At 60.0% G+C, this 21,968-nt stretch carries 19 protein-coding genes and 1 pseudogene; 4 read left to right on the forward strand and 16 right to left on the reverse strand.

The genetic code is table 11. From position 1 onward, the window contains the following. Nucleotides 1-71 precede the first annotated feature (71 nt). Both PPTH39_RS18110 and PPTH39_RS18115 read left to right on the forward strand, forming a co-directional pair. The gene (locus tag PPTH39_RS18110) at nucleotides 72-1,097 is read left to right on the forward strand and encodes an iron ABC transporter substrate-binding protein (protein WP_095000959.1); all 1,026 of its coding nucleotides are present in this window, start codon (nucleotides 72-74) and stop codon (nucleotides 1,095-1,097) included. Beyond that, nucleotides 1,097-2,650 carry an ABC transporter permease gene (locus PPTH39_RS18115; protein WP_095017680.1) on the forward strand — a complete coding sequence of 518 codons (1,554 nt, stop codon included), beginning with the start codon at nucleotides 1,097-1,099 and terminating at the stop codon, nucleotides 2,648-2,650. The genes PPTH39_RS18110 and PPTH39_RS18115 overlap by 1 nt, the downstream gene beginning before the upstream one ends. Nucleotides 2,651-2,775: 125 nt before the next feature. Here PPTH39_RS18115 and PPTH39_RS23890 read toward each other — a convergent pair whose 3' ends face one another. From PPTH39_RS23890 to PPTH39_RS18175, 13 genes and pseudogenes are all read right to left on the reverse strand, one after another. Next, the gene (locus PPTH39_RS23890; protein ID WP_370688628.1) at nucleotides 2,776-3,660 is read right to left on the reverse strand and encodes a methyl-accepting chemotaxis protein; all 885 of its coding nucleotides are present in this window, start codon (nucleotides 3,658-3,660) and stop codon (nucleotides 2,776-2,778) included. Between the two features lie 21 nt (nucleotides 3,661-3,681). Next, nucleotides 3,682-4,425: pseudogene (locus tag PPTH39_RS23895) on the reverse strand (methyl-accepting chemotaxis protein); the annotation flags it as partial. A 419-nt stretch (nucleotides 4,426-4,844) separates the two neighbouring features. Then, entirely contained in the window at nucleotides 4,845-6,134 is a 1,290-nt protein-coding gene (locus PPTH39_RS18125; protein ID WP_016783309.1) for an adenylosuccinate synthase, read from the reverse strand. 54 nt (nucleotides 6,135-6,188) lie between these two features. After that, nucleotides 6,189-7,376 carry an ATP phosphoribosyltransferase regulatory subunit gene (locus tag PPTH39_RS18130; RefSeq protein ID WP_095000956.1) on the reverse strand — a complete coding sequence of 396 codons (1,188 nt, stop codon included), beginning with the start codon at nucleotides 7,374-7,376 and terminating at the stop codon, nucleotides 6,189-6,191. Nucleotides 7,377-7,783: 407 nt separating this feature from the next. Continuing rightward, nucleotides 7,784-8,662 carry a protease modulator HflC gene (gene hflC, locus PPTH39_RS18135; protein WP_095000955.1) on the reverse strand — a complete coding sequence of 293 codons (879 nt, stop codon included), beginning with the start codon at nucleotides 8,660-8,662 and terminating at the stop codon, nucleotides 7,784-7,786. Continuing rightward, the gene (gene hflK, locus PPTH39_RS18140; protein WP_095000954.1) at nucleotides 8,662-9,843 is read right to left on the reverse strand and encodes an FtsH protease activity modulator HflK; all 1,182 of its coding nucleotides are present in this window, start codon (nucleotides 9,841-9,843) and stop codon (nucleotides 8,662-8,664) included. Before hflK ends, hflC begins: the two co-directional genes overlap by 1 nt. Nucleotides 9,844-9,939: 96 nt before the next feature. Further along, a complete protein-coding gene (hflX, locus tag PPTH39_RS18145; RefSeq protein WP_095000953.1) occupies nucleotides 9,940-11,241 on the reverse strand; it encodes a ribosome rescue GTPase HflX in 1,302 nt (433 codons plus the stop codon). A gap of 13 nt (nucleotides 11,242-11,254) precedes the next feature. Then, nucleotides 11,255-11,515 (reverse strand): RNA chaperone Hfq, encoded by a 261-nt coding sequence (gene hfq, locus PPTH39_RS18150; protein ID WP_016783304.1) that lies wholly within the window; start codon nucleotides 11,513-11,515, stop codon nucleotides 11,255-11,257. Nucleotides 11,516-11,605: 90 nt separating this feature from the next. After that, nucleotides 11,606-12,586 (reverse strand): tRNA (adenosine(37)-N6)-dimethylallyltransferase MiaA, encoded by a 981-nt coding sequence (gene miaA, locus PPTH39_RS18155; RefSeq protein ID WP_130872273.1) that lies wholly within the window; start codon nucleotides 12,584-12,586, stop codon nucleotides 11,606-11,608. Further along, nucleotides 12,586-14,484 (reverse strand): DNA mismatch repair endonuclease MutL, encoded by a 1,899-nt coding sequence (gene mutL, locus PPTH39_RS18160; RefSeq protein ID WP_165446536.1) that lies wholly within the window; start codon nucleotides 14,482-14,484, stop codon nucleotides 12,586-12,588. Before mutL ends, miaA begins: the two co-directional genes overlap by 1 nt. 14 nt (nucleotides 14,485-14,498) lie before the next feature. Beyond that, a complete protein-coding gene (locus tag PPTH39_RS18165) occupies nucleotides 14,499-15,920 on the reverse strand; it encodes an N-acetylmuramoyl-L-alanine amidase (RefSeq protein WP_198417412.1) in 1,422 nt (473 codons plus the stop codon). A 2-nt stretch (nucleotides 15,921-15,922) separates the two neighbouring features. Beyond that, a complete protein-coding gene (tsaE, locus tag PPTH39_RS18170) occupies nucleotides 15,923-16,393 on the reverse strand; it encodes a tRNA (adenosine(37)-N6)-threonylcarbamoyltransferase complex ATPase subunit type 1 TsaE (protein WP_016783300.1) in 471 nt (156 codons plus the stop codon). After that, complete coding sequence (locus PPTH39_RS18175; RefSeq protein ID WP_095017682.1) at nucleotides 16,381-17,241, reverse strand: NAD(P)H-hydrate dehydratase; 861 nt, start codon at nucleotides 17,239-17,241, stop codon at nucleotides 16,381-16,383. Before PPTH39_RS18175 ends, tsaE begins: the two co-directional genes overlap by 13 nt. 62 nt (nucleotides 17,242-17,303) lie before the next feature. Here PPTH39_RS18175 and queG point away from each other — a divergent pair, with 62 nt between their 5' ends. Further along, nucleotides 17,304-18,371: a tRNA epoxyqueuosine(34) reductase QueG gene (queG, locus tag PPTH39_RS18180; RefSeq protein ID WP_095020195.1), complete on the forward strand. Its 1,068-nt coding sequence runs from the start codon at nucleotides 17,304-17,306 to the stop codon at nucleotides 18,369-18,371. A gap of 23 nt (nucleotides 18,372-18,394) precedes the next feature. Here queG and PPTH39_RS18185 read toward each other — a convergent pair whose 3' ends face one another. Further along, nucleotides 18,395-19,006: a trimeric intracellular cation channel family protein gene (locus tag PPTH39_RS18185; protein ID WP_019826256.1), complete on the reverse strand. Its 612-nt coding sequence runs from the start codon at nucleotides 19,004-19,006 to the stop codon at nucleotides 18,395-18,397. 184 nt (nucleotides 19,007-19,190) lie between these two features. Next, nucleotides 19,191-19,733: an oligoribonuclease gene (gene orn, locus PPTH39_RS18190; protein ID WP_086799078.1), complete on the reverse strand. Its 543-nt coding sequence runs from the start codon at nucleotides 19,731-19,733 to the stop codon at nucleotides 19,191-19,193. Nucleotides 19,734-19,839: 106 nt separating this feature from the next. Here orn and rsgA point away from each other — a divergent pair, with 106 nt between their 5' ends. Next, on the forward strand, nucleotides 19,840-20,871 hold the full coding sequence (gene rsgA, locus PPTH39_RS18195) for a small ribosomal subunit biogenesis GTPase RsgA (protein WP_095000948.1): 1,032 nt from the start codon (nucleotides 19,840-19,842) through the stop codon (nucleotides 20,869-20,871). Nucleotides 20,872-20,980: 109 nt separating this feature from the next. Here the strand turns inward: rsgA and motB are convergent, their stop codons facing one another. Further along, entirely contained in the window at nucleotides 20,981-21,967 is a 987-nt protein-coding gene (motB, locus tag PPTH39_RS18200) for a flagellar motor protein MotB (protein WP_095000947.1), read from the reverse strand. Nucleotide 21,968 lies beyond the last annotated feature (1 nt).

A 21,968-nucleotide genomic window follows, 5' to 3' on the forward strand; every position in this document is an offset into this window, starting at 1 on the left:
AGCGCACTTGAGAAACGATATCGTTTATTATTGTTACAAGTTTTGTAGTACCCAAGCGAGGAAACCAGCGAATGATGCTCCGAAATACCCAGCTTGCGACATTTCTACTGCGCAGTTTGTCCATCGCAACACTTGGCCTGACCCTGCTTGCTCCCGCCGCCTACGCTGCCGATCCTGTGACGCTGACCCTGTACAACGGCCAGCACAAAGAGGTCGGCGACAACCTCGCTGCCGCCTTTGAAGCCAAGACCGGCATTCACGTCAATGTGCGCAAAGGCAGCAGCAACCAGCTGGCCAGCCAGATCATGGAAGAAGGCGATCGCTCGCCTGCGGACGTGTTCTACGCCGAAGAGTCGCCGCCTCTGAACAGCCTGGGCGAACAGGGCTTTCTGGCCAAGGCCGATGACAGCACCCTGCAAGCGCTGCCCAAAGAGTACGTGGCCGCCAATGGCACCTGGATCGGCGTGACTGCGCGTACCCGCGTTGTCGCCTTCAATCCGAAAAAGATCAGCGAAGACCAGTTGCCCAAGTCGGTTCTGGATTTCGCTGACCCGCAATGGCAAGGCAAGATCGGCTTTGTACCCACCAGCGGTGCCTTCCAGGAACAGGCCGTAGCAATCATCAAGCTGCACGGGCGCGATGCCGCCGAAGAATGGCTGACCGGACTGCGTGCGTTTGGCAAGACCTACACCAACAACATGGTGGCACTCAAAGCCGTAGAAAACGGTGAAGTCGCCGCAGTACTGGTCAACAACTACTACTGGTTTGCCCTGCAACGCGAAAAAGGCCAGCTGGATTCCAAACTGCACTACTTCACCGATGGTGATGCGGGCGGTTTGATCACCGTGTCCAGCGCCGGCGTGATCAAGGCCAGCAAACACCCCAAGGAAGCCCAGCAACTGCTGGCTTACATGGCCAGTGAAGAAGGTCAGCGCGTTATCACCAACACCACCGCTGAATACCCGATGCGCAAAGGCATGGTCTCGGAACGCGGCCTCAAACCGTTTGAAGAGCTGCAACCGCCGAAAGTGACGCCTGCCGACCTGGGTAACGCTGAAGAAGCACTGGACCTTGAACGTGATGTAGGCCTGCTCTGATGTTGTCAGCCGCTCAACCTGCACGCTTTACGCCCACTCGCAAAAAGCCTTCGATCTGGCTGTTGTTGCCCGTACTGCTACTGGTGGGCCTGAGCCTGTTGCCGCTGTTGTATGTCGGCACAAAGGCCTGGCAAGCCGGGTGGTCTGAAGCCCTGCACCTGTTGTGGCGGCCTTATGTCTTTGGCCTGATGCGCAACACCTTGCTGCTGATGATCGGCGTCACACTGACCTGCGCGCTGGTCGGCCTGAGCCTGGCCTGGCTGCTGGAGCGCAGCAACCTGGCGGGGCGGCGCCTGTGGGGCGTGATCCTGTGCCTGCCATTTGCCGTGCCGGCGTTTGTCAGCAGCTTTACCTGGGTATCGCTCAGCGCCAGTTTCGAGGGCCTGGGCGGTGCCATTCTGGTGATGAGCCTGTCCAAGTACCCGCTGATCTTTCTGCCGGTGGCGGCGACCCTGCGCAACCTCGACCCAGCCCTTGAAGAGTCGGCTCGAACCCTGGGGCAGAACCGCTGGGGGGTGTTTTTCAAGATCACCCTGCCACTGCTCTGGCCTTCGCTGCTGGCCGGCTCGTTGCTGATTGCCCTGCATATGCTGGTGGAATTCGGCGCGCTGTCGATCATCGGCCTGCAGACCTTTACCACAGCCATTTATCAGCAGTTCGAGCTGGAGTTCAGCAATGCCAATGCGGCGATGCTGTCTGCGGTGCTGCTGGTGATGTGCCTGAGCCTGTTATGGCTGGAACTTAAGGTTCGTGGCAAAGGCCGGCATATTCGTATCGGCCAGGGCGCTGCACGGCATGCGGAACAAGTGAACCTGGGCAAGTGGTCGCTACCGGGGCAACTGTATTGCCTGGCGCTGGCGGTGATTGGCAGCGGCATCCCGCTGGGCATGCTGGCGTACTGGCTGATCAAGGGCAGCTCGGCAGCATTCCCGCTGGCCGAGATTGGCGAGGCTCTGTTCTCGTCGCTGTCACTGGCCCTGGGCGGTGCGGCGCTGTGCCTGGTGCTGGCTGTGCCGGTCGGATTGCTGGTGGTGCGCTACAAAGGCCCGCTGGCCATCTGGGCGGAGCGTTTGCCATATCTGTTACATGCACTGCCCGGGCTGGTGATTGCCTTGGCGCTGGTCTACTTCGCCCTGCATTATGTGCCGGCGCTGTACCAGACTTCGGCATTGCTGCTGATTGCCTATGCGCTGCTGTTTTTGCCACTGGCACAGGCACCCATCCGCACGGCGCTGAACAAGGCGGCTCCGCAACTGGAAGAAGCAGCACGGACCCTGGGCGCCACTTCGTTTACGGCATTTTGCCGGGTGACCCTGCCGATTATCTTCCCCGCGCTGGGGGCGGCCTTTGCCCTGGTGTTTCTGGATGCGATGAAGGAATTGACCGCCACCTTGCTACTGAGTCCGACCGGGCTGAACACCCTGGCAACACAAGTGTGGTCGCATACTTCGAATATCGAGTTTGCGGCAGCGGCGCCTTATGCGGCGTTGTTGATTCTGGTGTCGGGGCTGCCGGTGTACTTGCTCACCACCAGGATGTATTTGAGCCGCTGACAGCGGATCCAGCATACCCCGTGTGGGAGCGGGCTTGCCCGCGATGGCATCGACGGGGGCATGCAGATACACCGCGCTGCCCGCATCGCGAGCAAGCCCGCTCCCACAGGGGCAGCCCCGCTTCTCTACGCCCGGAACTGCCCAAGACTCGCCTTGAGCTGCGCCGCCAACCCGTCCAGCACCTTGCCGCTGGCCGTGGTCTGGGTCACCGCCTCGGCCGCACGCTCGGCCTGGGCATGGATCACTTCCACCCGCCCACGCACCGCATACGCTCCTTGCGCCTGATGCTCGGCAGCTTTGGTCGCATCACCAATTGCGCTATGCACCTGCTCGACCGATACCTGCATGGTCTTTTGCAACTGCACGCTGCCGCGCAGCACCGCCAGGCCCTCATCGGCCTGACGCCCCGCCAGGCCAATGGCCGCCACGGCTTCCCTGGCTCCCTGCTGCAAGGCCACGATATGCGCCTGAATATCACCGGTAGAGCTTTGGGTTTTGCTGGCCAGAGCCCGCACTTCATCGGCTACCACAGCAAAACCACGCCCAGTCTCCCCCGCCCTCGCGGCTTCAATGGCCGCGTTCAAAGCCAGCAGATTGGTTTGCTCGGCGATGCCGTGAATCACCGTCAGCACCACTTCGATCTGCTCACTTTGCTGCGCCAGACGCTCGATCACCTTGGCTCCCTCGCCCACCTGCCCGGCCAGCGCCTCGATCAGCCCCCCGACCTTGGCCGAGGTGCGAGTGTTTTCATCAGTAGCCTGACGAATATCGACCACCTGCCTGAGCGCTGCCTGCATCGCCTGGCTTTCCGACTGGGCTGCATCTGCCATGGTCGACAGTGCATGCAGGCTTTGAGCTACTTCATCGCGCTGTAACTGCGCGGCAGCATCGGCCCCGGCATTGCGCAGGGTCATCACACCGATCTCGACCCCGGTGCGCTGCGCCACATCACCCGCCTCACGCACGATGGGCTGCAGCTTGTCGACAAAGCGGTTAACCGCCGCCGCCATATCGCCGATTTCATCCTTGCTGTTCAGGCCTACACGCTTGGTCAAATCGCCTTCGCCTGCGGCCAGGTCATCCAGCGCGGCAATCAGCAGCAGCAACTTGTTGACCACCCGCCGCCCCAGCACCACCGCCAGTAACAGCAACACACCAAATCCGACAATCGCCAGCCCCATGCCAATACGCCAGCGCAAGGTGTCCGCCGCCTCGCGCACAGTCTGCGCGGTATTGGCCTGCATCTGCGCCGCCGCTGCCTGCGCCGACTCCAGGCGCGCGCCCAGTGCTGCCGAACTGTCGCTGGCAGCACCTTGCAAGCTTTCGCCGACCAGTTGCCCGCTATTGGCTATCAACGTCGAAAAGCGCTGGTCGAGGGCCGCCAGGTCCTGCTCAACCGAGGCGGTGGAAACCCCCATCAGCACTTTGCCGATCTCGACGCCATTGGGGTTGATAGAGGCTTCGAGATAGTACACAGACGGATCATGGCGGGCCGCATCGAGCACTTTATCCAGCGCCCGCTCGCCATTGCCCTTGGCCAAGAGCGCCTGGTTGATCGGGTTATCACGATTGAGATAGCGGGTCAGATGCTGCCCCGTGGCATCGTCGTACACCACGAATAACACATTAGGATTACGTTGAGCGCGTCGGGCGAAATCGGACAGCGTGGGCACGTCGCTATCCCATATGGCACGCGGCGCTACAGCTGCCAGCAGTTGCGCCATGTCGTTGGCCGAGTCCTGCAGGTTCTTCTCCAGCGATTGCCTGAGCTGCATTTGCTCGTCTTTCAAGCGTGGCTCCAGGCCCGCGGTCAAACGCTGCCGGGTGCTGGCAGACAACGCATCAAGGCTGCTTTTAACTTCACGCCCGGCCTGCTCCAGTTCCGCGGTGAGCTTTTGGCTGTCTGCCCCCAGACGCGCATCCAGATCAGACTCCAACGCCGTCACCGTGCTCCGTGTCAGTGCAACAGCCACCAAAACCTGCACCAAAAGAGCGATACCTAGGGTAACGAATACAGGCCGCAGCAGACGGCTTTGTAACAGTGAGAGAACGGCAGACACGGAAAACCCTCCACTTAGGTGCCATTATTTTGATAGCACGCTTATTGACGGTTTTCACAGCAAGGGTCGTGCCGCACAACAGGCAGAAACGACAAAAGGCCCCGAAGGGCCTTTTGTTTTACATCAACAGCGACTTAAGCGAACGGGTGACGCAGAACGATGGTCTCGTTGCGGTCCGGGCCAGTCGAAATGATGTCGATCGGAGCGCCGATCAGCTCTTCTACGCGCGTGATGTAAGCGCGAGCGTTGGCTGGCAGCTCTTCCAGGGTTTTGGCACCCACGGTCGATTCAGTCCAGCCCGGCACTTCTTCGTACACAGGCTGCAGGCCTACGTAGCTGTCAGCGTCGGTCGGTGCAACATCAACACCGTTTGCGTCTTTGTAGCCAACGCAAATGTTGATGGTTTCCAGACCGTCGAGTACGTCCAGCTTGGTCAGGCAGATGCCCGAGATGCTGTTCACATCGATAGCGCGACGCAGGATAACGGCGTCGAACCAGCCGCAACGACGGGCACGGCCGGTGGTAGCACCGAACTCGTGACCTTGCTTGGCCAGGTGAGCGCCAACGTCGTCGAACAGCTCAGTCGGGAACGGGCCCGAACCTACGCGAGTGGTGTAAGCCTTGGTGATGCCCAGGATGTAGTCCAGGAACATCGGGCCAACGCCCGAACCGGTCGCAACGCCGCCAGCGGTGGTGTTGGAGCTGGTCACGTACGGATAGGTACCGTGGTCGATGTCCAGCAACGAACCCTGGGCGCCTTCGAACATGATGTCCTTGCCAGCGCGACGCAGGTCGTGCAGCTCGGCTGTCACGTCCAGCATCAACGGCTTGAGCAGCTCGGCGTATTCCTTGCACTCGGCCAGGGTCTTGTCGAAGTCGATAGCCGGCTCTTTGTAGTAACCAACCAGCATGAAGTTGTGGTAATCCACCAGTTCACGCAGTTTGGCTTCAAAGCGCGGCATGTTCAGCAGGTCGCCAACACGCAGGCCACGACGGGCAACTTTGTCTTCGTAAGCCGGGCCGATACCGCGACCGGTCGTACCGATCTTCAGCTCGCCACGGGCTTTTTCACGGGCCTGGTCCAGCGCCACGTGGAACGACAGGATCAGCGGGCAGGACGGGCTGATACGCAGGCGCTCGCGCACCGGTACGCCTTTCTCTTCCAGCTTGATGATTTCACGCAGCAGGGCGTCGGGAGCAACCACGACACCGTTGCCGATCAGGCATTGCACGCCTTCGCGCAACACGCCCGACGGAATCAGGTGCAATACGGTTTTTTCGCCGTCGATTACCAGCGTGTGGCCAGCGTTGTGGCCACCTTGGTAACGCACTACAGCGGCAGCATGTTCGGTCAGCAGATCAACGATCTTGCCTTTGCCCTCATCACCCCATTGGGTGCCCAGGACTACGACATTCTTACCCATAACACTTGTCCTCATTCGCGCAAACTTGGTGCCGGCAGCCGCCGGCAGGAAAACTCAAGAAACCAGCGGCACTACTTGCCACAGGCCATTCTGCTGAATCAATTGGCGGTCGCAGTCTGCCTCCAGGGCACCAGCCTGCTGTTGCCCAGGCAACGCCTGAACCACACGCTGGCCTTCACTGCGAAGCTGGCAAACCTGCTGCCAGAGTGCCGCATCGGTGCTGTCTGGCATCCAGATACCACCAGACGGCAACTTGACTTCCGCACGCCCCAGGGTCACCAGGGTTTTCAAATCGGTCGAAAAGCCGGTTGCCGGCCGGGCACGCCCGAAAACAGCACCAATGTCGTCATAACGACCGCCTTGGGCGATGGAGTCCCCAACGCCCGGTACAAATACCGCAAACACTACACCTGTGTGGTAGTGATACCCACGCAACTCGCCCAGGTCAAAGTACAACGGCAACTGCGGGAAACGCACAGACAACCCTTCGGCAATCGCCACCAGGTCGTCCAGAGCTGCCAGCACTTGAGCCGGAGCCTTGGCCAGACGCTCGCGCGCAGCAGCCAGAACTTCGTGACCGCCACACAAACCAACCAAGGCCTGCAGCATGCCCGCCAAATCGGCCGGCAAGCCTTGGGTCAAGGCCGTTACTTCGTCGATCGCCTTGCGTTGCAGGGCGTCGAACAATTGTTGTTCCACTTCAACCGACAGGTTGGCCGCACGGGCCAGACCACGGTAAATACCAACATGCCCCAGGTCCATGTGCACATCCGGCACATCGGCCAGTTGCAGCATGGCCAGCATCAGGCTGATCACTTCAACATCGCTGCTCGGGCTTGCATCGCCATACAACTCGGCGCCCAGCTGGATCGGGCTGCGCGAGGATGACAGTGCACGCGGTTGAGCATGCAGCACGCTGCCGGCGTAGCACAGACGGCTCGGGCCTTCACGACGCAGGGTATGCGCATCGATACGCGCCACTTGCGGCGTGATGTCGGCACGAAAACCCATCTGGCGACCCGTTTGCGGGTCAATCACCTTGAAGGTACGCAAGTCGAGGTCCTGGCCAGCCCCTGTCAGCAGGGACTCCAGGTATTCGATATGCGGGGTCACGACGAACTCATAGCCCCAGCTCTGGAACAGATCCAACACCTGACGGCGCGCCACTTCAATGCGGGCAGCTTCAGGTGGAAGTACTTCTTCGATGCCATCTGGCAAAAGCCAGCGGTCTACCGTTGCCATTACGCCATTCCCCTGTGATCCGGGCGGCCAGCCAGCAGGCGAGCCTTGAGTAAAGCAGAACGTGGCTGCGTCTTGAACGCGCACAGCAAAAAAGCCTGAACGACAGGCTCGCACATTCCTCGAAAATTCTGCCGATGCTGTAACAGCCATTCGGACAATCAAACATGCAGACGCAAAAAAGCCGGGAATTTCCCGGCTGCCGCATCATACACCCGTTTTCTAAAAGGATCACCCTGCGAGGCCATTTGACCGCCAAGCGGAGTGAATCAGGGCCTGTGATGAACATGCCAACCCTTCTGAAAACAGTGTGGGAGCGGGCTTGCTCGCGATGGCATCAACTCGATTTAGCAGACAGACCGAGTTGCTTGCATCGCGAGCAAGCCTGCTCCCACAGGCTTGAAGCGCTTTTACTGCTGTGAAGGCTTGGATTTTTCCAGGTAGCGGAAGAAATCGCTGCTTGGGTCCAGAACCAGCACATCGTTCTTGCTCGCGAAGCTTTCGCGGTAAGCGCGCAGGCTGCGATAGAACTTGTAGAACTCCTGATCCTGGCCATAAGCCTTGGAGTAGATCGAAGCTGCCTGGGCATCGCCATCACCGCGTGCTTCTTCGGACTGACGATAAGCTTCAGCCAGCAGAACACGACGTTGACGGTCGGCGTCAGCACGAATGCCTTCTGCCAGTTCGTTACCCTTGGCCCGATGCTCGCGTGCTTCACGCTCACGTTCGGTGCTCATACGTTCGAAAACGCTGCGGTTTACTTCTTTTGGCAGGTCGATGGCCTTGACGCGAACGTCGACCACTTCAATGCCCAGCTCTTTTTCAGCCATTTTGTTCAACGATGCAGTGATGTCAGCCATCAACGCATCACGCTCACCCGACACTACTTCGTGCAGGGTGCGCTTGCCGAACTGGTCACGCAGACCGGATTCCAGACGACGCGACAGACGTTCGTCAGCAATCTGTTTCATGCCCGAAGTTGCGGTGTAGAAGCGCTCGGCATCTTTCACACGCCACTTGGCGAAGGCATCAACCATGACCGCTTTCTTTTCCAGCGTCAGGAAACGCTGAGTCGGCGCGTCCAGCGTCATCAGGCGGGCGTCGAACTTGCGCACCTGGTTGACGTAAGGAATCTTCACATGCAGGCCCGGCTGAACGTCAGCCTGGACCACACGGCCAAAGCGCAGCAGTACCGCACGCTCGGTTTGCGAGACGATGTAGAAGCTGTTCCAGGCAACGATCCCCACGACAACAGCAACAATAAGGGCAACCAGCGATTTATTGCTCATCAGCGGCTCTCCCTAGTGCGCGGTTGTGGCGGCAGATCCGTGCTGACGTGCGAGCCGGAATCAGTATTGCTCGCTGCGGCTGCCGAACCCGTTGCCGGGGTGCTGCCATTACGGCCTTCGATCATTTTGTCCAACGGCAAGTAAAGCAGGTTGCTCTGGCCGTTTTTGTTACCGGTCACGAGTACCTTGCTGGTGTTGCTGAAGACTTCCTGCATGGTGTCCAGATACAGACGGTCGCGGGTCACTTCAGGATTTTTGCGGTACTCGGCAACCAGTTTGGTAAAGCGGTCAGCCTCACCCTTGGCGCGGGAAACCACTTCATCACGGTAGCCGTTGGCATCTTCGATGATGCGCTGGGCCTGACCACGTGCTTCCGGTACAACGCCGTTGGCATAGCTTTCGGCCTGGTTGCGGGCACGCTGCTCGTCTTCTCGGGCACGGATCACGTCATCGAAGGCTTCCTGTACTTCACGCGGTGCGGCTGCGTTCTGTACGTTGACCTGGGTCACGGTGATACCGGTCTTGTAGGTATCGAGGAAACGCTGCAGGCGTTCCTTGATTTCCACGGCCATTTGCTCACGGCCTTCGGTCAGCACCTGATCCATCGACGTGGAACCCACGACGTGACGCAAGGCGCTGTCGGTCGCCTGCTGCAAGCTGACTTCCGGTTGATCAACATTCAGCACGAAGTCGCGCAGGTTGCTGATCTTGTACTGCACGGTCAGCGGCACTTCGACGATGTTTTCGTCTTCAGTCAGCATTTGACCCTGCTTGGTGTACGCACGCTCACGCGTCACGTTCTCCATGTACTTTTTGTCGAACGGCGGGAAGTAGATATTCAGGCCCGGCCCAACGGTGTCGTAGTACTTGCCCAGGCGCAGCACCACGGCTTGCTCCTGCTCATCGACTACATACACGGCGCTGTAAAGCCAGGCAGCCGCCAGCACGACGAGGCCGATGCCGAGCAGACCGTAGCCGGCGCCCTTGCCATTCGAACCACCCTCACTGCCGCTGCCGCCAGTACGTTTTTTCCCACCACCGAACAACCCATTCAGGCTTTCCTGCAGCTTTCGGAAGGCCTCGTCGAGATCTGGTGGCCCCTTGCGGTCGCCATTTTTAGGGCGTTTGCCACCCCAAGGATCTTGATTGTTCGAGTTGCCACCCGGCTCATTCCAAGCCATAGCGCTCTCCATCTGATAAAGCAAAGACGCGCCCACGGCGCGCCGACCAATGCTACAGAATGCCTATCACAGCGGCACGACCGCTTTGCGAGGCTTTTATTGCAAAGTGTGTTCTTCGATGAATTCCAGCGGCTGCATCCCTTCGCGGCTGACCAAGCGATTGAGCTCGGATCGCGGCAGGCGTACGTCCAACAGACTGGAGCCCTCATCGTCATGCTGTTCTTTTTGCACAACCCCCAGTTCGAAGAACTGTGCACGCAGTCGAGCAAAACGTTGCGGCAAGCGCAAGGTGCCCACGAACAAATCATTGCCCAGCAACTCGGCGATGGCCTGCTCAAGCAACTCCAGCCCTTGACCATCACGGGCCGACAACCAGACCCGCTGCGGCTTGCCATCGGCATCACGCTGGATCTGCGGCTCGACACCTTCAAGCAAATCGATTTTGTTGTAGACCTCGAGAATCGGCAAGTCCTGCGCACCGATTTCGCCCAGTACCACCATCACCTGCTCGATCTGCGCCATGCGCTCAGGCTCGTGCGCATCGATCACATGCAGCAGCAGATCGGAATTGCTCGACTCTTCGAGCGTAGACCGGAATGCTTCAACTAGCTTGTGCGGAAGATGACGAATAAAGCCCACGGTGTCGGCCAGCACGATCGGCCCCAGGTCGCCCAGATCAAGGCGGCGCAGGGTCGGGTCTAGCGTGGCGAACAACTGGTCGGCGGCAAAGACGTCAGAGCCGGTGACCTTGTTGAACAGCGTGGATTTACCGGCGTTGGTATAGCCCACCAGCGACACTGTAGGAATATCGGCGCGTTGACGCCCTCTACGGGACTGCTCGCGTTGACTGCGGACTTTTTTCAGACGGGCTTTGATCTGGCTGATGCGCACACGCAACAGTCGGCGGTCGGTTTCGAGCTGGGTTTCACCCGGCCCGCGCATGCCAATGCCGCCACCTTGACGCTCAAGGTGAGTCCAGCCGCGTACAAGACGCGTGCTCATGTGGTCAAGCTGAGCCAGTTCGACTTGCAGCTTACCCTCATGGGTACGGGCGCGTTGAGCGAAGATATCGAGAATCAGCCCGGTACGGTCAAGCACGCGACACTCGAAAACACGTTCGAGGTTACGTTCCTGACTGGGCGTGAGTACGTGATTGAAAATCACGATGTCGACCTTCTCGGCCTTGACCAGATCGCGCAACTCCTCGACCTTGCCACTGCCAATCAGGTATTTGGCCGATGGCCGATGACGCGGCACGTTAAAAAACGCGACGGTATCGGCGCCAGCCGACACAGCTAACTCCTGGAACTCCTGCGGATCTTCGCGCGCCTCAGGGTCCTGTCCTTCCAAGTGAACGAGGATCGCTCGCTCACCACCACCGTGGCGCTCAAAGAACAAAGGATGCTCCTATTTAGGCATTACCTGGTTCAGCGTCTGCCAGATCCGATTCGGTTGCGCTAGGCAGACGAATTGGACGTACTGGTACGACTGTCGAAATTGCGTGCTTGTAAACCATTTGGCTGACGGTGTTTTTCAGCAGGATCACGAACTGGTCGAAAGACTCGATGGTCCCCTGCAGCTTGATCCCGTTGACCAGATAGATGGAAACGCCAACCTTCTCTTTACGCAAAGTATTCAAGTAAGGGTCTTGTAGCGAATGCCCTTTTGACATATGCCGCACTCCTGTAAGGATAAAAAATAGAAACAAAAATTAGATGACCGCTGTCGCCACATCCATAGGATAGACGGCATTTGCCAAGACTCAGCTCAATATGGAGACCGATTCCAGGTATTTCAAGGCTCGTGGCAGATTGTCGCAGTCCAGACTGTCAAGCCAATGCAAATCATTCCAGCTGCGCAACCAGGTGAACTGGCGCTTGGCCAACTGGCGCGTGGCTATGATGCCGCGCTCCTGCATCTCGGCCGCTGTCAGCTTGCCGTCGAGGTAGTCCCAGACTTGGCGGTAACCCACTGCACGTATAGACGGCAACCCGGCATGCAGGTCACTTCTGTTGCGCAGGTTTATGACCTCGTCAATGAACCCCTGTTCCAGCATCTGCCCGAATCTTAGTGCAATTCGCTCATGCAGCACCTGACGGTTCGCCGGAGCGATGGCCAGATTTGCGACAGTATAGGGCAATTGGCTGTGCCCAGAAGCCGCTGCTTTAGTCGTTTGTTCAGATTGTTTTTGCCGATGGGCCGTCACGCTCATGCCGCTGACCCGATAAACCTCAAGCGCCCGGGTCAGACGCTGCGGATCATTGGGGTGAATTCGCGCGGCAGACTCCGGATCTATGGCTGCCAACTGGTCGTGCAGGGCCTGCCAGCCAAGGCGCTGCGCCTCTTCTTCAAGCTGCGCGCGCACCTCGGGGTCCGCCGGAGGCATGTCGGCCAGGCCGTCAATCAGTGCCTTGTAATAGAGCATGGTGCCGCCCACCAGCAGCGGGATATTGCCTCGCGCCGTGATCTCGGCCATGGCCTTGAGCGCATCGCGACGAAAATCGGCCGCCGAATAGCTCTCGGCCGGGTCGAGAATGTCGATCAACTGATGCGGGTGAGCCGCCAGGATTTCTTTCAACGGCTTGGCAGTGCCGATGTCCATGCCGCGATAGACCAGCGCCGAGTCGACACTGATCAGCTCGCACGGCAGCACCTTGCTCAGCTCGATGGCCAGGTCGGTCTTGCCGGCGGCCGTCGGCCCCATCAGGAAAATAGCCGGGGGTAAAGCGTTGGAACCTGTCATCAGCGACCGCGCAAAAAGAGTTTGTCCAAGTCGTCCAGGCCCATTTGGGTCCAGGTGGGACGACCATGATTGCACTGACCGCTGCGCTCGGTGTTTTCCATGTCACGCAACAGACCGTTCATTTCCGGGATCGCCAAACGGCGATTGGCGCGGATCGCACCGTGGCAGGCCATGGTGCCGAGCAACTCGTTGAGGTGCGCCTGGATCCGGTCACTGGTGCCGTATTCCATCAGGTCGGCCAGTACGTCGTGAACCAGTCGCTGGGCCTCGGCCTGCTTGAGCAGGGCCGGGATCTGGCGGATGGCCAGGGTTTCCGGGCCAAGGCGCTGCAACTCGAAGCCCAGGCGCTGGAACCACTCGGCGTGTTCTTCGGCGCAATCGGCTTCCCGCTGGCTGACCGCAATCGATTCCGGCACCAGCAGCGGCTGACCACTCAGGCCTTCACTGGCCATGGCGATTTTCAGACGCTCATACATGATCCGCTCATGGGCCGCGTGCATATCCACCAGCACCAACCCCTGGGCGTTTTCCGCGAGGATATAAATGCCCTTGAGCTGGGCCAGAGCAAAGCCGAGCGGCGGAATATCACCTTGCCCGTCCGGCAGAGGCGCGGCATTGGCCTCAGGCAATGGTGCGAAAAACTCGCGATAGGCATTGCGCGCTTCTTCGACGGGCACCGGGGGCGCGGAGGACTGCGGACGGTATTGGTACTGATAGCCCGCACCAGCGCCCGAACCTGCCACATGCGGTGACGGGGCCGACTGCGGCTGCTCCAGCACATTAGCCGCCAGACGCATTTCACCCTGCGGGCCGAATTCGCCAGCATCCAGCCCCGTCGGGCGCTCGGCCCCGGGCACCGGCGCTGGTGCGGCCAGTTGGTCTTCGGGGCGAACGTCACCCAGAGCACGGTGCAAAGTGCCATAGAGGAAATCATGCACCATGCGCCCGTCACGGAAGCGTACTTCGTGCTTGGTCGGGTGAACGTTGACGTCGACCACCGAGGGGTCGACCTCAAAGAACAGCACAAAGGTCGGGTGGCGACCATTGAACAGCACATCGCGATAGGCCTGGCGCACCGCATGGGCCACCAGTTTGTCGCGTACCGCGCGGCCATTGACATAGAAGTACTGCAAGTCCGCCTGACTGCGGGAAAAAGTCGGCAAACCGACCCAGCCCCACAGGTGCAAACCATTGCGTTCAACCTCGATGGGCATTGCCTGTTCCAGGAACGCGGAGCCGCACACGGCCGCCACACGCCGGGCGCGGGCAGTATCGTCGCGGGCTTCGTGCAGGTTGAGGATGGACTTGCCGTTGTGGCGCAAATTGAACGCCACATCAAAACGTGCCAGCGCCAGGCGCTTGATCACTTCCTGCAGGTGATCGAATTCGGTCTTTTCGGTTTTGAGAAATTTGCGCCGTGCCGGGGTGTTGAAAAACAGGTCGCGCACTTCAACCGAGGTGCCCACCGGATGCGCAGCCGGCTGAACCCGGGGCGCCATGTCGCGGCCTTCGGTCTCGACCTGCCAGGCCTGATCGGCACCACGGGTGCGCGAGGTCAGGGTCAGGCGCGCCACGGAGCTGATGGAAGCCAGCGCCTCACCGCGAAAGCCCAGGCTCATCACCCGCTCAAGGTCTTCCAGATCACGAATCTTGCTGGTGGCGTGACGGGCCAGCGCCAACGGCAAGTCGTCGCTGGAAATACCGCTGCCATCGTCACGTACCCGCAGCAGCTTGATCCCGGCCTGCTCCACGTCCACATCAATGCGCTTGGCACCCGAATCGAGGCTGTTTTCCAGCAGTTCCTTGATCACCGAAGCCGGGCGTTCAACTACTTCGCCCGCAGCGATCTGGTTGGCCAGGCGCGGGCTGAGCAATTCAATCCGCGCGCTGCTGCTCAATGCTTCATCACTCATTACTGTGCCGCCAGGGCAGTTGCCGGAATATTCAGGTTCTGGCCGACCTTCAACTCATCGGTTTTCAGGCTGTTGCTCGAGCGCAATGTCGCCACGCCCACTTGATAGCGTACAGCGATCATCGCCAGGGTTTCGCCGGGACGAACCGTGTGTTCGCGGGCACCCTGGGCGATTTTGCCGGTGTCACGCAGCCAGGCGATATAAGTGCCCGGCGGCGGATTTTGCTGGAAGAACTGGCGTACGCCGCTGCTGATCGAACGGGCCAGCGCTTGCTGGTGACTGCTCGAAGCCAGCTTGGACGCTTCGTTGGAGTTCGAGATAAACCCGGTCTCGACGAGAATCGACGGAATGTCCGGCGACTTCAGCACCATAAACCCGGCCTGCTCCACGCGCTGCTTGTGCAGCGGGGTGACCCGACCTATGTTGCTCAGCACTTTTTGCCCGACGTTGAGGCTGGAGGTCAGCGACGCGGTCATCGACAGGTCAAGCAATACACCCGCCAGCATGCGGTCCTTGTCATCGAGGCTGACGTTGCCTGCGCCACCGATCAGGTCGGAGCGGTTTTCGCTGTCGGCCAGCCAGCGCGCCGTCTCGGAAGTCGCGCCGCGTTCAGACAGGGCAAACACCGAAGCACCAAAGGCAGCCTTGGACGGCGCCGCATCGGCGTGGATCGAGACAAACAGGTCGGCGCCCTTCTTGCGGGCGATTTCGGTGCGGCCACGCAGCGGGATAAAGTAGTCGCCGGTACGCGTCAGCTCGGCCCTGAAGCCTTTCATGCCGTTGATCTGGCGCTGCAGTTCTTTGGCAATCGCCAACACCACATCTTTTTCACGCTGGCCAGCCGAGCCCGAGGCCCCCGGGTCTTCACCGCCGTGGCCGGCATCGATCACCACCACCACGCTGCGTTTACCGCTCGGGATCGGCGGCAATTTAACGTCGGGTTGCGCGGGCGTCACCGGCACCACCGGCACCGTTGCCACGTTGGTGGCCGGCAGGCTTGGCGCCAGATCGGCGCCCTGGTCATACAGGTCGACCACCAGGCGGTTGCCGTACTGGGCATTGGGCGCCAGAACGAAACTTTTCGGGGTCACGGCCTTTTTCAGGTCGATAACCACGCGCAGGTCGGTGGGGGTACGCTGCGCCGAGCGCATGCTGGTGATTGGCGTATTGGCTGTTTGCACATTCAGCGGCCCGCCCAGGGTCGCGCCATTGATGTCGATGACCAGACGATCAGGTGCAGTCAGCGTAAACACACTGTGCTGCACCGGCCCGGTAAGATCAAAAACCAGTCGAGTGTTGTCCGGCGCCCGCCATAGACGCACGCTCTTGACCTGGGTTGCGGCCACAGCATTGAATGCCATGACACTGAGCAACACACCCACCACACTTGCTAACGCGCGAAAGCGCATACCAAACCCCATCATTATTTGTATTCCGGCGCCAATGCGGCACACCAAGACTCGCCACGAGAACCTTGGGGCGTCAGCGTCAGCAAACGCCCGGTGTTATGCGGCCTAATGGTAATGGTCAGGTCAGGCTTTGGCAAAAAGCCTGCACCTTTATCGGGCCACTCGATCAAGCATAGGGCGTCTTCGTCGAAATAATCGCGAATCCCCATATATTCCAGCTCTTCCGGATCGACCAGCCGATACAGGTCAAAGTGGAAGGCCCGAATATCGCCAATCTCGTAGGGCTCGACCAATGTGAAGGTCGGGCTTTTGACCGAACCCGTGTGACCAAGGCCGCGAATCAGGCCACGTGACAGGGTGGTTTTACCCATACCCAGGTCGCCGTCGAGAAAAATCAGGCCGTGACCTTGAGTGACAGTGGCCAGGCGCGCGCCAAATGCGGTCATGGCCTCTTCGTCGGCCAGTTGCAGTGTTATTTCGTGCACGGTGCGTGTTCCTCCAACAACTGACGAATGGCTGGAATCAAATCACTGGCCGCCAGCCCACGACCCAATTGTCCTTGTTGCTCACCGGCGCGGGCATGCAGCCACACCGCCAGGCATGCGGCGTCATAAGCGCCCAACCCCTGAGCCAGCAGCGCGCCGATCACGCCTGCCAGCACATCCCCAAGACCGGCCGTAGCCATTGCCGGATGGCCGTGACTGCAAATGGCCAACTCGCCATTGAGCCCTGCAATCAGACTGCCTGCACCTTTAAGGACGCACACTGCTGAGTATTTTTTAACCAACGCCCTGGCCGCAGCCGGTCGATCGGCCTGTACCTGCCCGGTGCTGATACCCAGCAAGCGTGCGGCTTCACCCGGGTGCGGGGTCATCACCGACCCTGGTGCCAGCGTGATGACTGCGTTGGACAACAAATTAAGCGCATCGGCATCCCACACCTGCGGCATTTTTGCCTGTGCCGCGGCCGACAACAGACTGCGCCCCCAGGGCGCCTGCCCCAAACCCGGCCCCACCACGACCACCGAAGCCTGCGCCAGTACGCCCATCAACTGGTTGGCCGACGATACGCCGAGCACCATCACCTCGGGCACCCGCACCAGCGCAGCAGGCACGTGCTCGGGGCGCGTGGCCAGGGATACCAGGCCAGCGCCACAGCGTAGTGCAGCCTGGGCGCTGAGGGTAATCGAGCCGCCAAATCCACGATCGCCACCCACCAGCAGCACATGCCCGAACTGGCCTTTATGGGCGCTCGGGGCTCGTCGAGGTAGTGGCGCCAGATTATCTGCGCTAAGGGCTTGGGGGTCGGCTAACAGGTGTTTGGTCTGCGGCATGCGTGTTTGGCTCCGATGTCTGGCAGAATTATACGCATCTCAGCTCCGGTTTCTCTTGTCCCATGCCTGCTATTACTGCCGACCTCCCCGCTCTCGCCCGATCCATCAAGGAATGGGGCCGCGAGTTGGGCTTTCAACAAGTCGCCATTGCCGGCCTCGACCTGGGAGAACACGAACACCATCTGCAACGCTGGCTGGAAGCCGGCTACCACGGCGACATGGACTACATGGCCGCCCACGGCAGCAAGCGTTCACACCCGCAAGAGCTGGTGCCCGGCACAGTGCGCGTGATTTCCCTGCGCATGGACTACCTGCCCGGTGACACTCATATGGCGCAGCTGCTGGCCCAACCGGAAAAAGCCTACGTTTCACGTTATGCCCTGGGCCGCGATTATCACAAGCTGATCCGCAAGCGCGTGCAACAACTGGCCGACCGCATCCAGAAGGACATTGGCCCGTTTGGCTTCCGCGCCTTTGTCGACAGCGCCCCGGTACTGGAAAAGGCCATCGCGCAACAGGCGGGTCTGGGCTGGATCGGCAAGAACACCCTGGTGCTCAATCGCAAGGCGGGCAGCTACTTCTTCCTGAGCGAGCTGTTTGTCGATTTGCCGCTACCGGTCGACGCCCCCCACGAAACCGAACACTGCGGGCGCTGCACCGCCTGCCTGGACATCTGCCCCACCAATGCCTTTGTCGGGCCTTATGTGCTGGATGCGCGCAAATGCATTTCGTACCTGACCATCGAGCTGAAAACCGCGATCCCTGAAGAATTGCGCTCGATGATCGGCAACCGGGTATTCGGTTGCGATGACTGCCAGATCGTCTGCCCCTGGAACCGTTTTGCCCGCACCACCGCAGAAGGGGACTTCAAGCCACGGCATAACCTGGACAATGCCGGCTTGGCCGAGCTGTTTATGTGGGATGAAGACACATTCCTGAGCAGCACCGAAGGTTCGCCGCTACGCCGGGCCGGGTACGAGCGCTGGCTGCGCAACCTGGCTGTGGGCCTGGGTAATGCGCCGTCGACGATCCCGGTGCTGGAAGCCCTGAATGCGCGGCGTGACTACCCGTCGGAGCTGGTGCGCGAGCATGTGGAGTGGGCGCTGACACAACACGCCAAGCGGGCCTGAGCCAAGCCCGCTGCCACAGTTGCTTAATGCTCGTCGTTATAAACGAACTTGGGCATTTCCCAGTTAAAGCGGATCGCCAGCAAACGCAGCAGCAGCCCGCCGAACAAGGTGACGAAAATCGCCTGTTCGTTGGGCATTTCCAGATAAGTACACAACAAGAAACACCACGCCGCAGCAAACGAAACGCTGGCATACAGCTCGCGACGGAAGATCAACGGAATGTCGTTGCAGAAGATGTCACGAAGGATGCCGCCAAAGACCCCGGTAATCACTCCGCTCACCGAAGCCACCAGCATGCCCTGGCCCATCTCCAGCGCGGTCATGCAGCCGATCAGGGTAAACGCTACCAGCCCCAGGGCATCAAGCACCAGAAACAGCGAGCGCAGATGACGCATCAAGGGCGCGATAAAGATCGTCACCAATGCAGCGAACGTGGTCAGTACCAGGTATTCCGGGTGTTTGACCCAGGTCAGCGGGTAGTGCCCCAACAGGACGTCACGCACCGAACCGCCGCCTAGCGCGGTGACGCAGGCAATCAGCACCACGCCGAACCAGTCCATGCCCCGACGCCCGGCAGACAGCGCGCCGGTCATGGCTTCGGCAGTAATGGCAACTAAATAAAGCATCAGCAACATGGCAGCGATCCTTGCAAGAAGGCGCGCAGTCTACTCTCAGTTGGCATTGGCACCAAAAGCGGGCAACAAATACTGTTCTTTGTGGGAGCGGGCTTGCTCGCGACGGCTTCGCTGCGGTTCGGTAGATGTACCGAGTCGCTTGCATCGCGAGCAAGCCCGCTGCCACAGGGGGATCAACGGCAGCTTAGAATTTGATGAAATGCTTGCGGTAGTGTTGCAGCTCGGCAATCGACTCGCGAATGTCGTCCAACGCCAGATGCGTACCCTTTTTCACCAGGCTGTCGCGTACTTCCGGCGCCCAGCGTGCAACCAGCTCTTTGAGCGTTGAAACGTCCAGGTTGCGGTAGTGAAAGTAGCTCTCCAGGGCTTTCATATGGGTGTACAGGAAACGACGATCCTGGCAGATGCTGTTGCCGCAGATCGGCGATTTGCCTTTGGGTACCCACTGTTCAAGAAACGCGATGGTCTGCGCTTCGGCTTCGGCCATAGTGGTGGTGCTGTCCTTGACCCGCTGGGTCAGGCCGCTGCCGCCGTGGGTGCGGGTGTTCCATTCGTCCATGCGCGCCAGCACGGCATCACTATGGTGGATGGCGATGACCGGGCCTTCGGCCAGGGTATTGAGGTTGCTGTCGGTAACGATGGTGGCCATTTCAATAATGACGTCGTTGTCAGGGTCCAGACCGGTCATTTCCAGGTCGATCCAGATCAGGTTCTGCGCGTTTTGCATAATGGCCTCCAGTGCTTAGGTGCGCAGTTTAGCTTAGGCACGCGGCCCTCGTGCTAAACTCCCCGGCGTTTTACCCTTCTTATCGTTTTATCAACACGGAACACCCATGGCCAAACGCCAGCTCAACCGTCGTCAGAATTGGCGCATCGAAAAGATCCAGGGCGAGCGCGCTGCCCGCGCCGCCAAACGCGAATCCAGTGCCGTCGAAGCGCTTGAAGGCGGCGATTTAGGCCCCGAGCAACTTGGCCTGGTGATCGCGCACTTTGGTGTGCAGGTCGAAGTCGAAGCCCAGGAAGGTGAGCTCAAAGGCCAGATGTTCCGTTGCCACCTGCGCGCCAACCTGCCCGCTCTGGTAACCGGTGACACGGTTGTGTGGCGCGCCGGCAATCAGGGCATCGGCGTTATCGTCGCCCAGTTGCCGCGCAAGACCGAGCTGTGCCGCCCTGACAGCCGTGGCCAGCTCAAGCCGGTTGCTGCCAACGTCGACATGATCGTGATTGTGTTCGCGCCCATGCCCGAGCCGCACGCCAACCTGATCGACCGCTATCTCGTCGCCGCCGAGCACGCCGGGATTCGCCCGCTGTTGCTGCTCAACAAGGCTGACCTGATCGACGAGCAGAACGCACCGGCGCTGAATGCGTTGCTGGGGGTTTATCGTCAACTGGGTTATCCGGTGCTGGAAGTGTCGGCCCATCACGGCGATGGCATGCAGCAGTTGCAAGCGCAACTGGACGGCCATATCAGTGTGTTTGTGGGTCAGTCGGGCGTTGGCAAGTCGTCCCTGGTCAACAGCCTGCTGCCTGAGGTCAACCTTCGGGTCGGGCCGCTCTCGGAGATTTCCGGCCAGGGTACGCACACCACGACCACGGCACGCTTGTTCCACTTCCCGGGCGGCGGCGATCTGATCGACTCCCCGGGTATTCGTGAGTTCGGCCTGGGCCACGTCAGCCGTGCCGATGTCGAGGCGGGGTTCATCGAGTTCAACGACCTGATCGGCCGTTGCCGCTTCCGCGACTGCAAGCATGACCGCGAGCCGGGCTGTGCATTGCTGATGGCCCTGGAAGATGGCCGCGTGCAGCAACAGCGCATGAACAGCTATCGCTCGATCATTGCCAGCTTGCCTGAGTCGAGTTACTGATTCAGGCCAGAAGCCCCCTCACCCCAGCCCTCTCCCGGAGGGAGAGGGGGCAAATTATCAGTGTTCTTGAAGCCGCGTGCGCTCAGTCCCCTCTCCCTCTGGGAGAGGGTTAGGGTGAGGGCGGCGGGTCGTCAAACAGATTCAGCTTCTGCCGTTCTTCATGCATCGGCAGTGGCTGTTTGTCGGCGGGCAGCTTGATCGGGTCAACTGGCGCCTTGGGCAGTTCCTGGGGCTTGACTGACTCCGCACCCTGCTCGCCTTCAATCGCCTGCTGGGCCTTTTTGTTCAGCACCACAATGTCGATACGACGGTTGACCGGATTATTGGGGTTAGCCGTGTCGAACAGCACTGACGAGGCATAACCCACCACCCGCGCAATCTGCCCTTCCGGGTAGCTGCCCGCCACCAGTGCACGCCGCGCAGCATTGGCACGGTTGGCCGACAACTCCCAATTGCCGTAATCACCGCCCCCCGCATAAGGCATGGCATCGGTGTGGCCGCTGATACTGACCTTGTTGGGTACTGCCTTGATGGTGTCGGCCATGGCCAGCAAAATATCTTCGAAGTACGGTTTGAGCCTTGCACTGCCCACATCAAACATCGGCCGGTTTGCGGCATCCATGATCTGGATACGCAGGCCGTCCGGGGTTATTTCAAACAGCAACTGATCCTTGAACTTGCGCAGCTGCGGGTTTTCTTCGACCTTGTTCTGCAACTCCTGCAACAGCAGTTCGAGGCGCTCTTTCTCGACCTGCTCGGCCATGCTTTCAACCTGCTCGGCATCTACCTTGATCTTGTCGGGCTGGGGCTGCAGTTTTTCTTCAGGGTTGAGGGTGTTGTCCGGCGCCAAGGCCGGAGTGCCGCCCAGGTCGATGACGTAGGGCGTGCCGCTTTCGCTGAATCCGATCGGATCTTTGAAATAACCACCAATGGCGATCTTTTGCTCGGGCGTGGCCGCCGTCATCAGCCACATCACCAGAAAGAACGCCATCATCGCCGTGGCGAAGTCGGCAAAGGCGATTTTCCAGGCGCCACCGTGATGGCCTGCGGCGTAGCGCTTGACGCGCTTGATGATTATGGGCTGGTTGTTTTCCATA

Origin of the sequence: Pseudomonas bubulae, from assembly GCF_900618535.1 — a bacterium.
Classification (GTDB): Bacteria; Pseudomonadota; Gammaproteobacteria; order Pseudomonadales; family Pseudomonadaceae; genus Aquipseudomonas; species Aquipseudomonas bubulae.

Excerpts from the sequence above, each read along its gene's own strand:
- PPTH39_RS18130 (WP_095000956.1), bottom strand. The coding sequence starts at position 7,376 with ATGGCAACGGTAGACCGCTGGCTTTTGCCAGATGGCATCGAAGAAGTA.
- PPTH39_RS18185 (WP_019826256.1), bottom strand. The coding sequence starts at position 19,006 with ATGTTGCTGATGCTTTATTTAGTTGCCATTACTGCCGAAGCCATGACC.
- hfq (WP_016783304.1), bottom strand. The coding sequence starts at position 11,515 with ATGTCAAAAGGGCATTCGCTACAAGACCCTTACTTGAATACTTTGCGT.
- PPTH39_RS18125 (WP_016783309.1), bottom strand. The coding sequence starts at position 6,134 with ATGGGTAAGAATGTCGTAGTCCTGGGCACCCAATGGGGTGATGAGGGC.
- hflK (WP_095000954.1), bottom strand. The coding sequence starts at position 9,843 with ATGGCTTGGAATGAGCCGGGTGGCAACTCGAACAATCAAGATCCTTGG.
- motB (WP_095000947.1), bottom strand. The coding sequence starts at position 21,967 with ATGGAAAACAACCAGCCCATAATCATCAAGCGCGTCAAGCGCTACGCC.
- hflC (WP_095000955.1), bottom strand. The coding sequence starts at position 8,662 with ATGAGCAATAAATCGCTGGTTGCCCTTATTGTTGCTGTTGTCGTGGGG.
- PPTH39_RS18175 (WP_095017682.1), bottom strand. The coding sequence starts at position 17,241 with ATGCCGCAGACCAAACACCTGTTAGCCGACCCCCAAGCCCTTAGCGCA.
- miaA (WP_130872273.1), bottom strand. The coding sequence starts at position 12,586 with ATGACAGGTTCCAACGCTTTACCCCCGGCTATTTTCCTGATGGGGCCG.
- PPTH39_RS18165 (WP_198417412.1), bottom strand. The coding sequence starts at position 15,920 with ATGGGGTTTGGTATGCGCTTTCGCGCGTTAGCAAGTGTGGTGGGTGTG.
- PPTH39_RS23890 (WP_370688628.1), bottom strand. The coding sequence starts at position 3,660 with ATGGCGGCGGCGGTTAACCGCTTTGTCGACAAGCTGCAGCCCATCGTG.
- queG (WP_095020195.1), top strand. The coding sequence starts at position 17,304 with ATGCCTGCTATTACTGCCGACCTCCCCGCTCTCGCCCGATCCATCAAG.
- PPTH39_RS18110 (WP_095000959.1), top strand. The coding sequence starts at position 72 with ATGATGCTCCGAAATACCCAGCTTGCGACATTTCTACTGCGCAGTTTG.
- orn (WP_086799078.1), bottom strand. The coding sequence starts at position 19,733 with ATGCAAAACGCGCAGAACCTGATCTGGATCGACCTGGAAATGACCGGT.
- rsgA (WP_095000948.1), top strand. The coding sequence starts at position 19,840 with ATGGCCAAACGCCAGCTCAACCGTCGTCAGAATTGGCGCATCGAAAAG.
- PPTH39_RS18115 (WP_095017680.1), top strand. The coding sequence starts at position 1,097 with ATGTTGTCAGCCGCTCAACCTGCACGCTTTACGCCCACTCGCAAAAAG.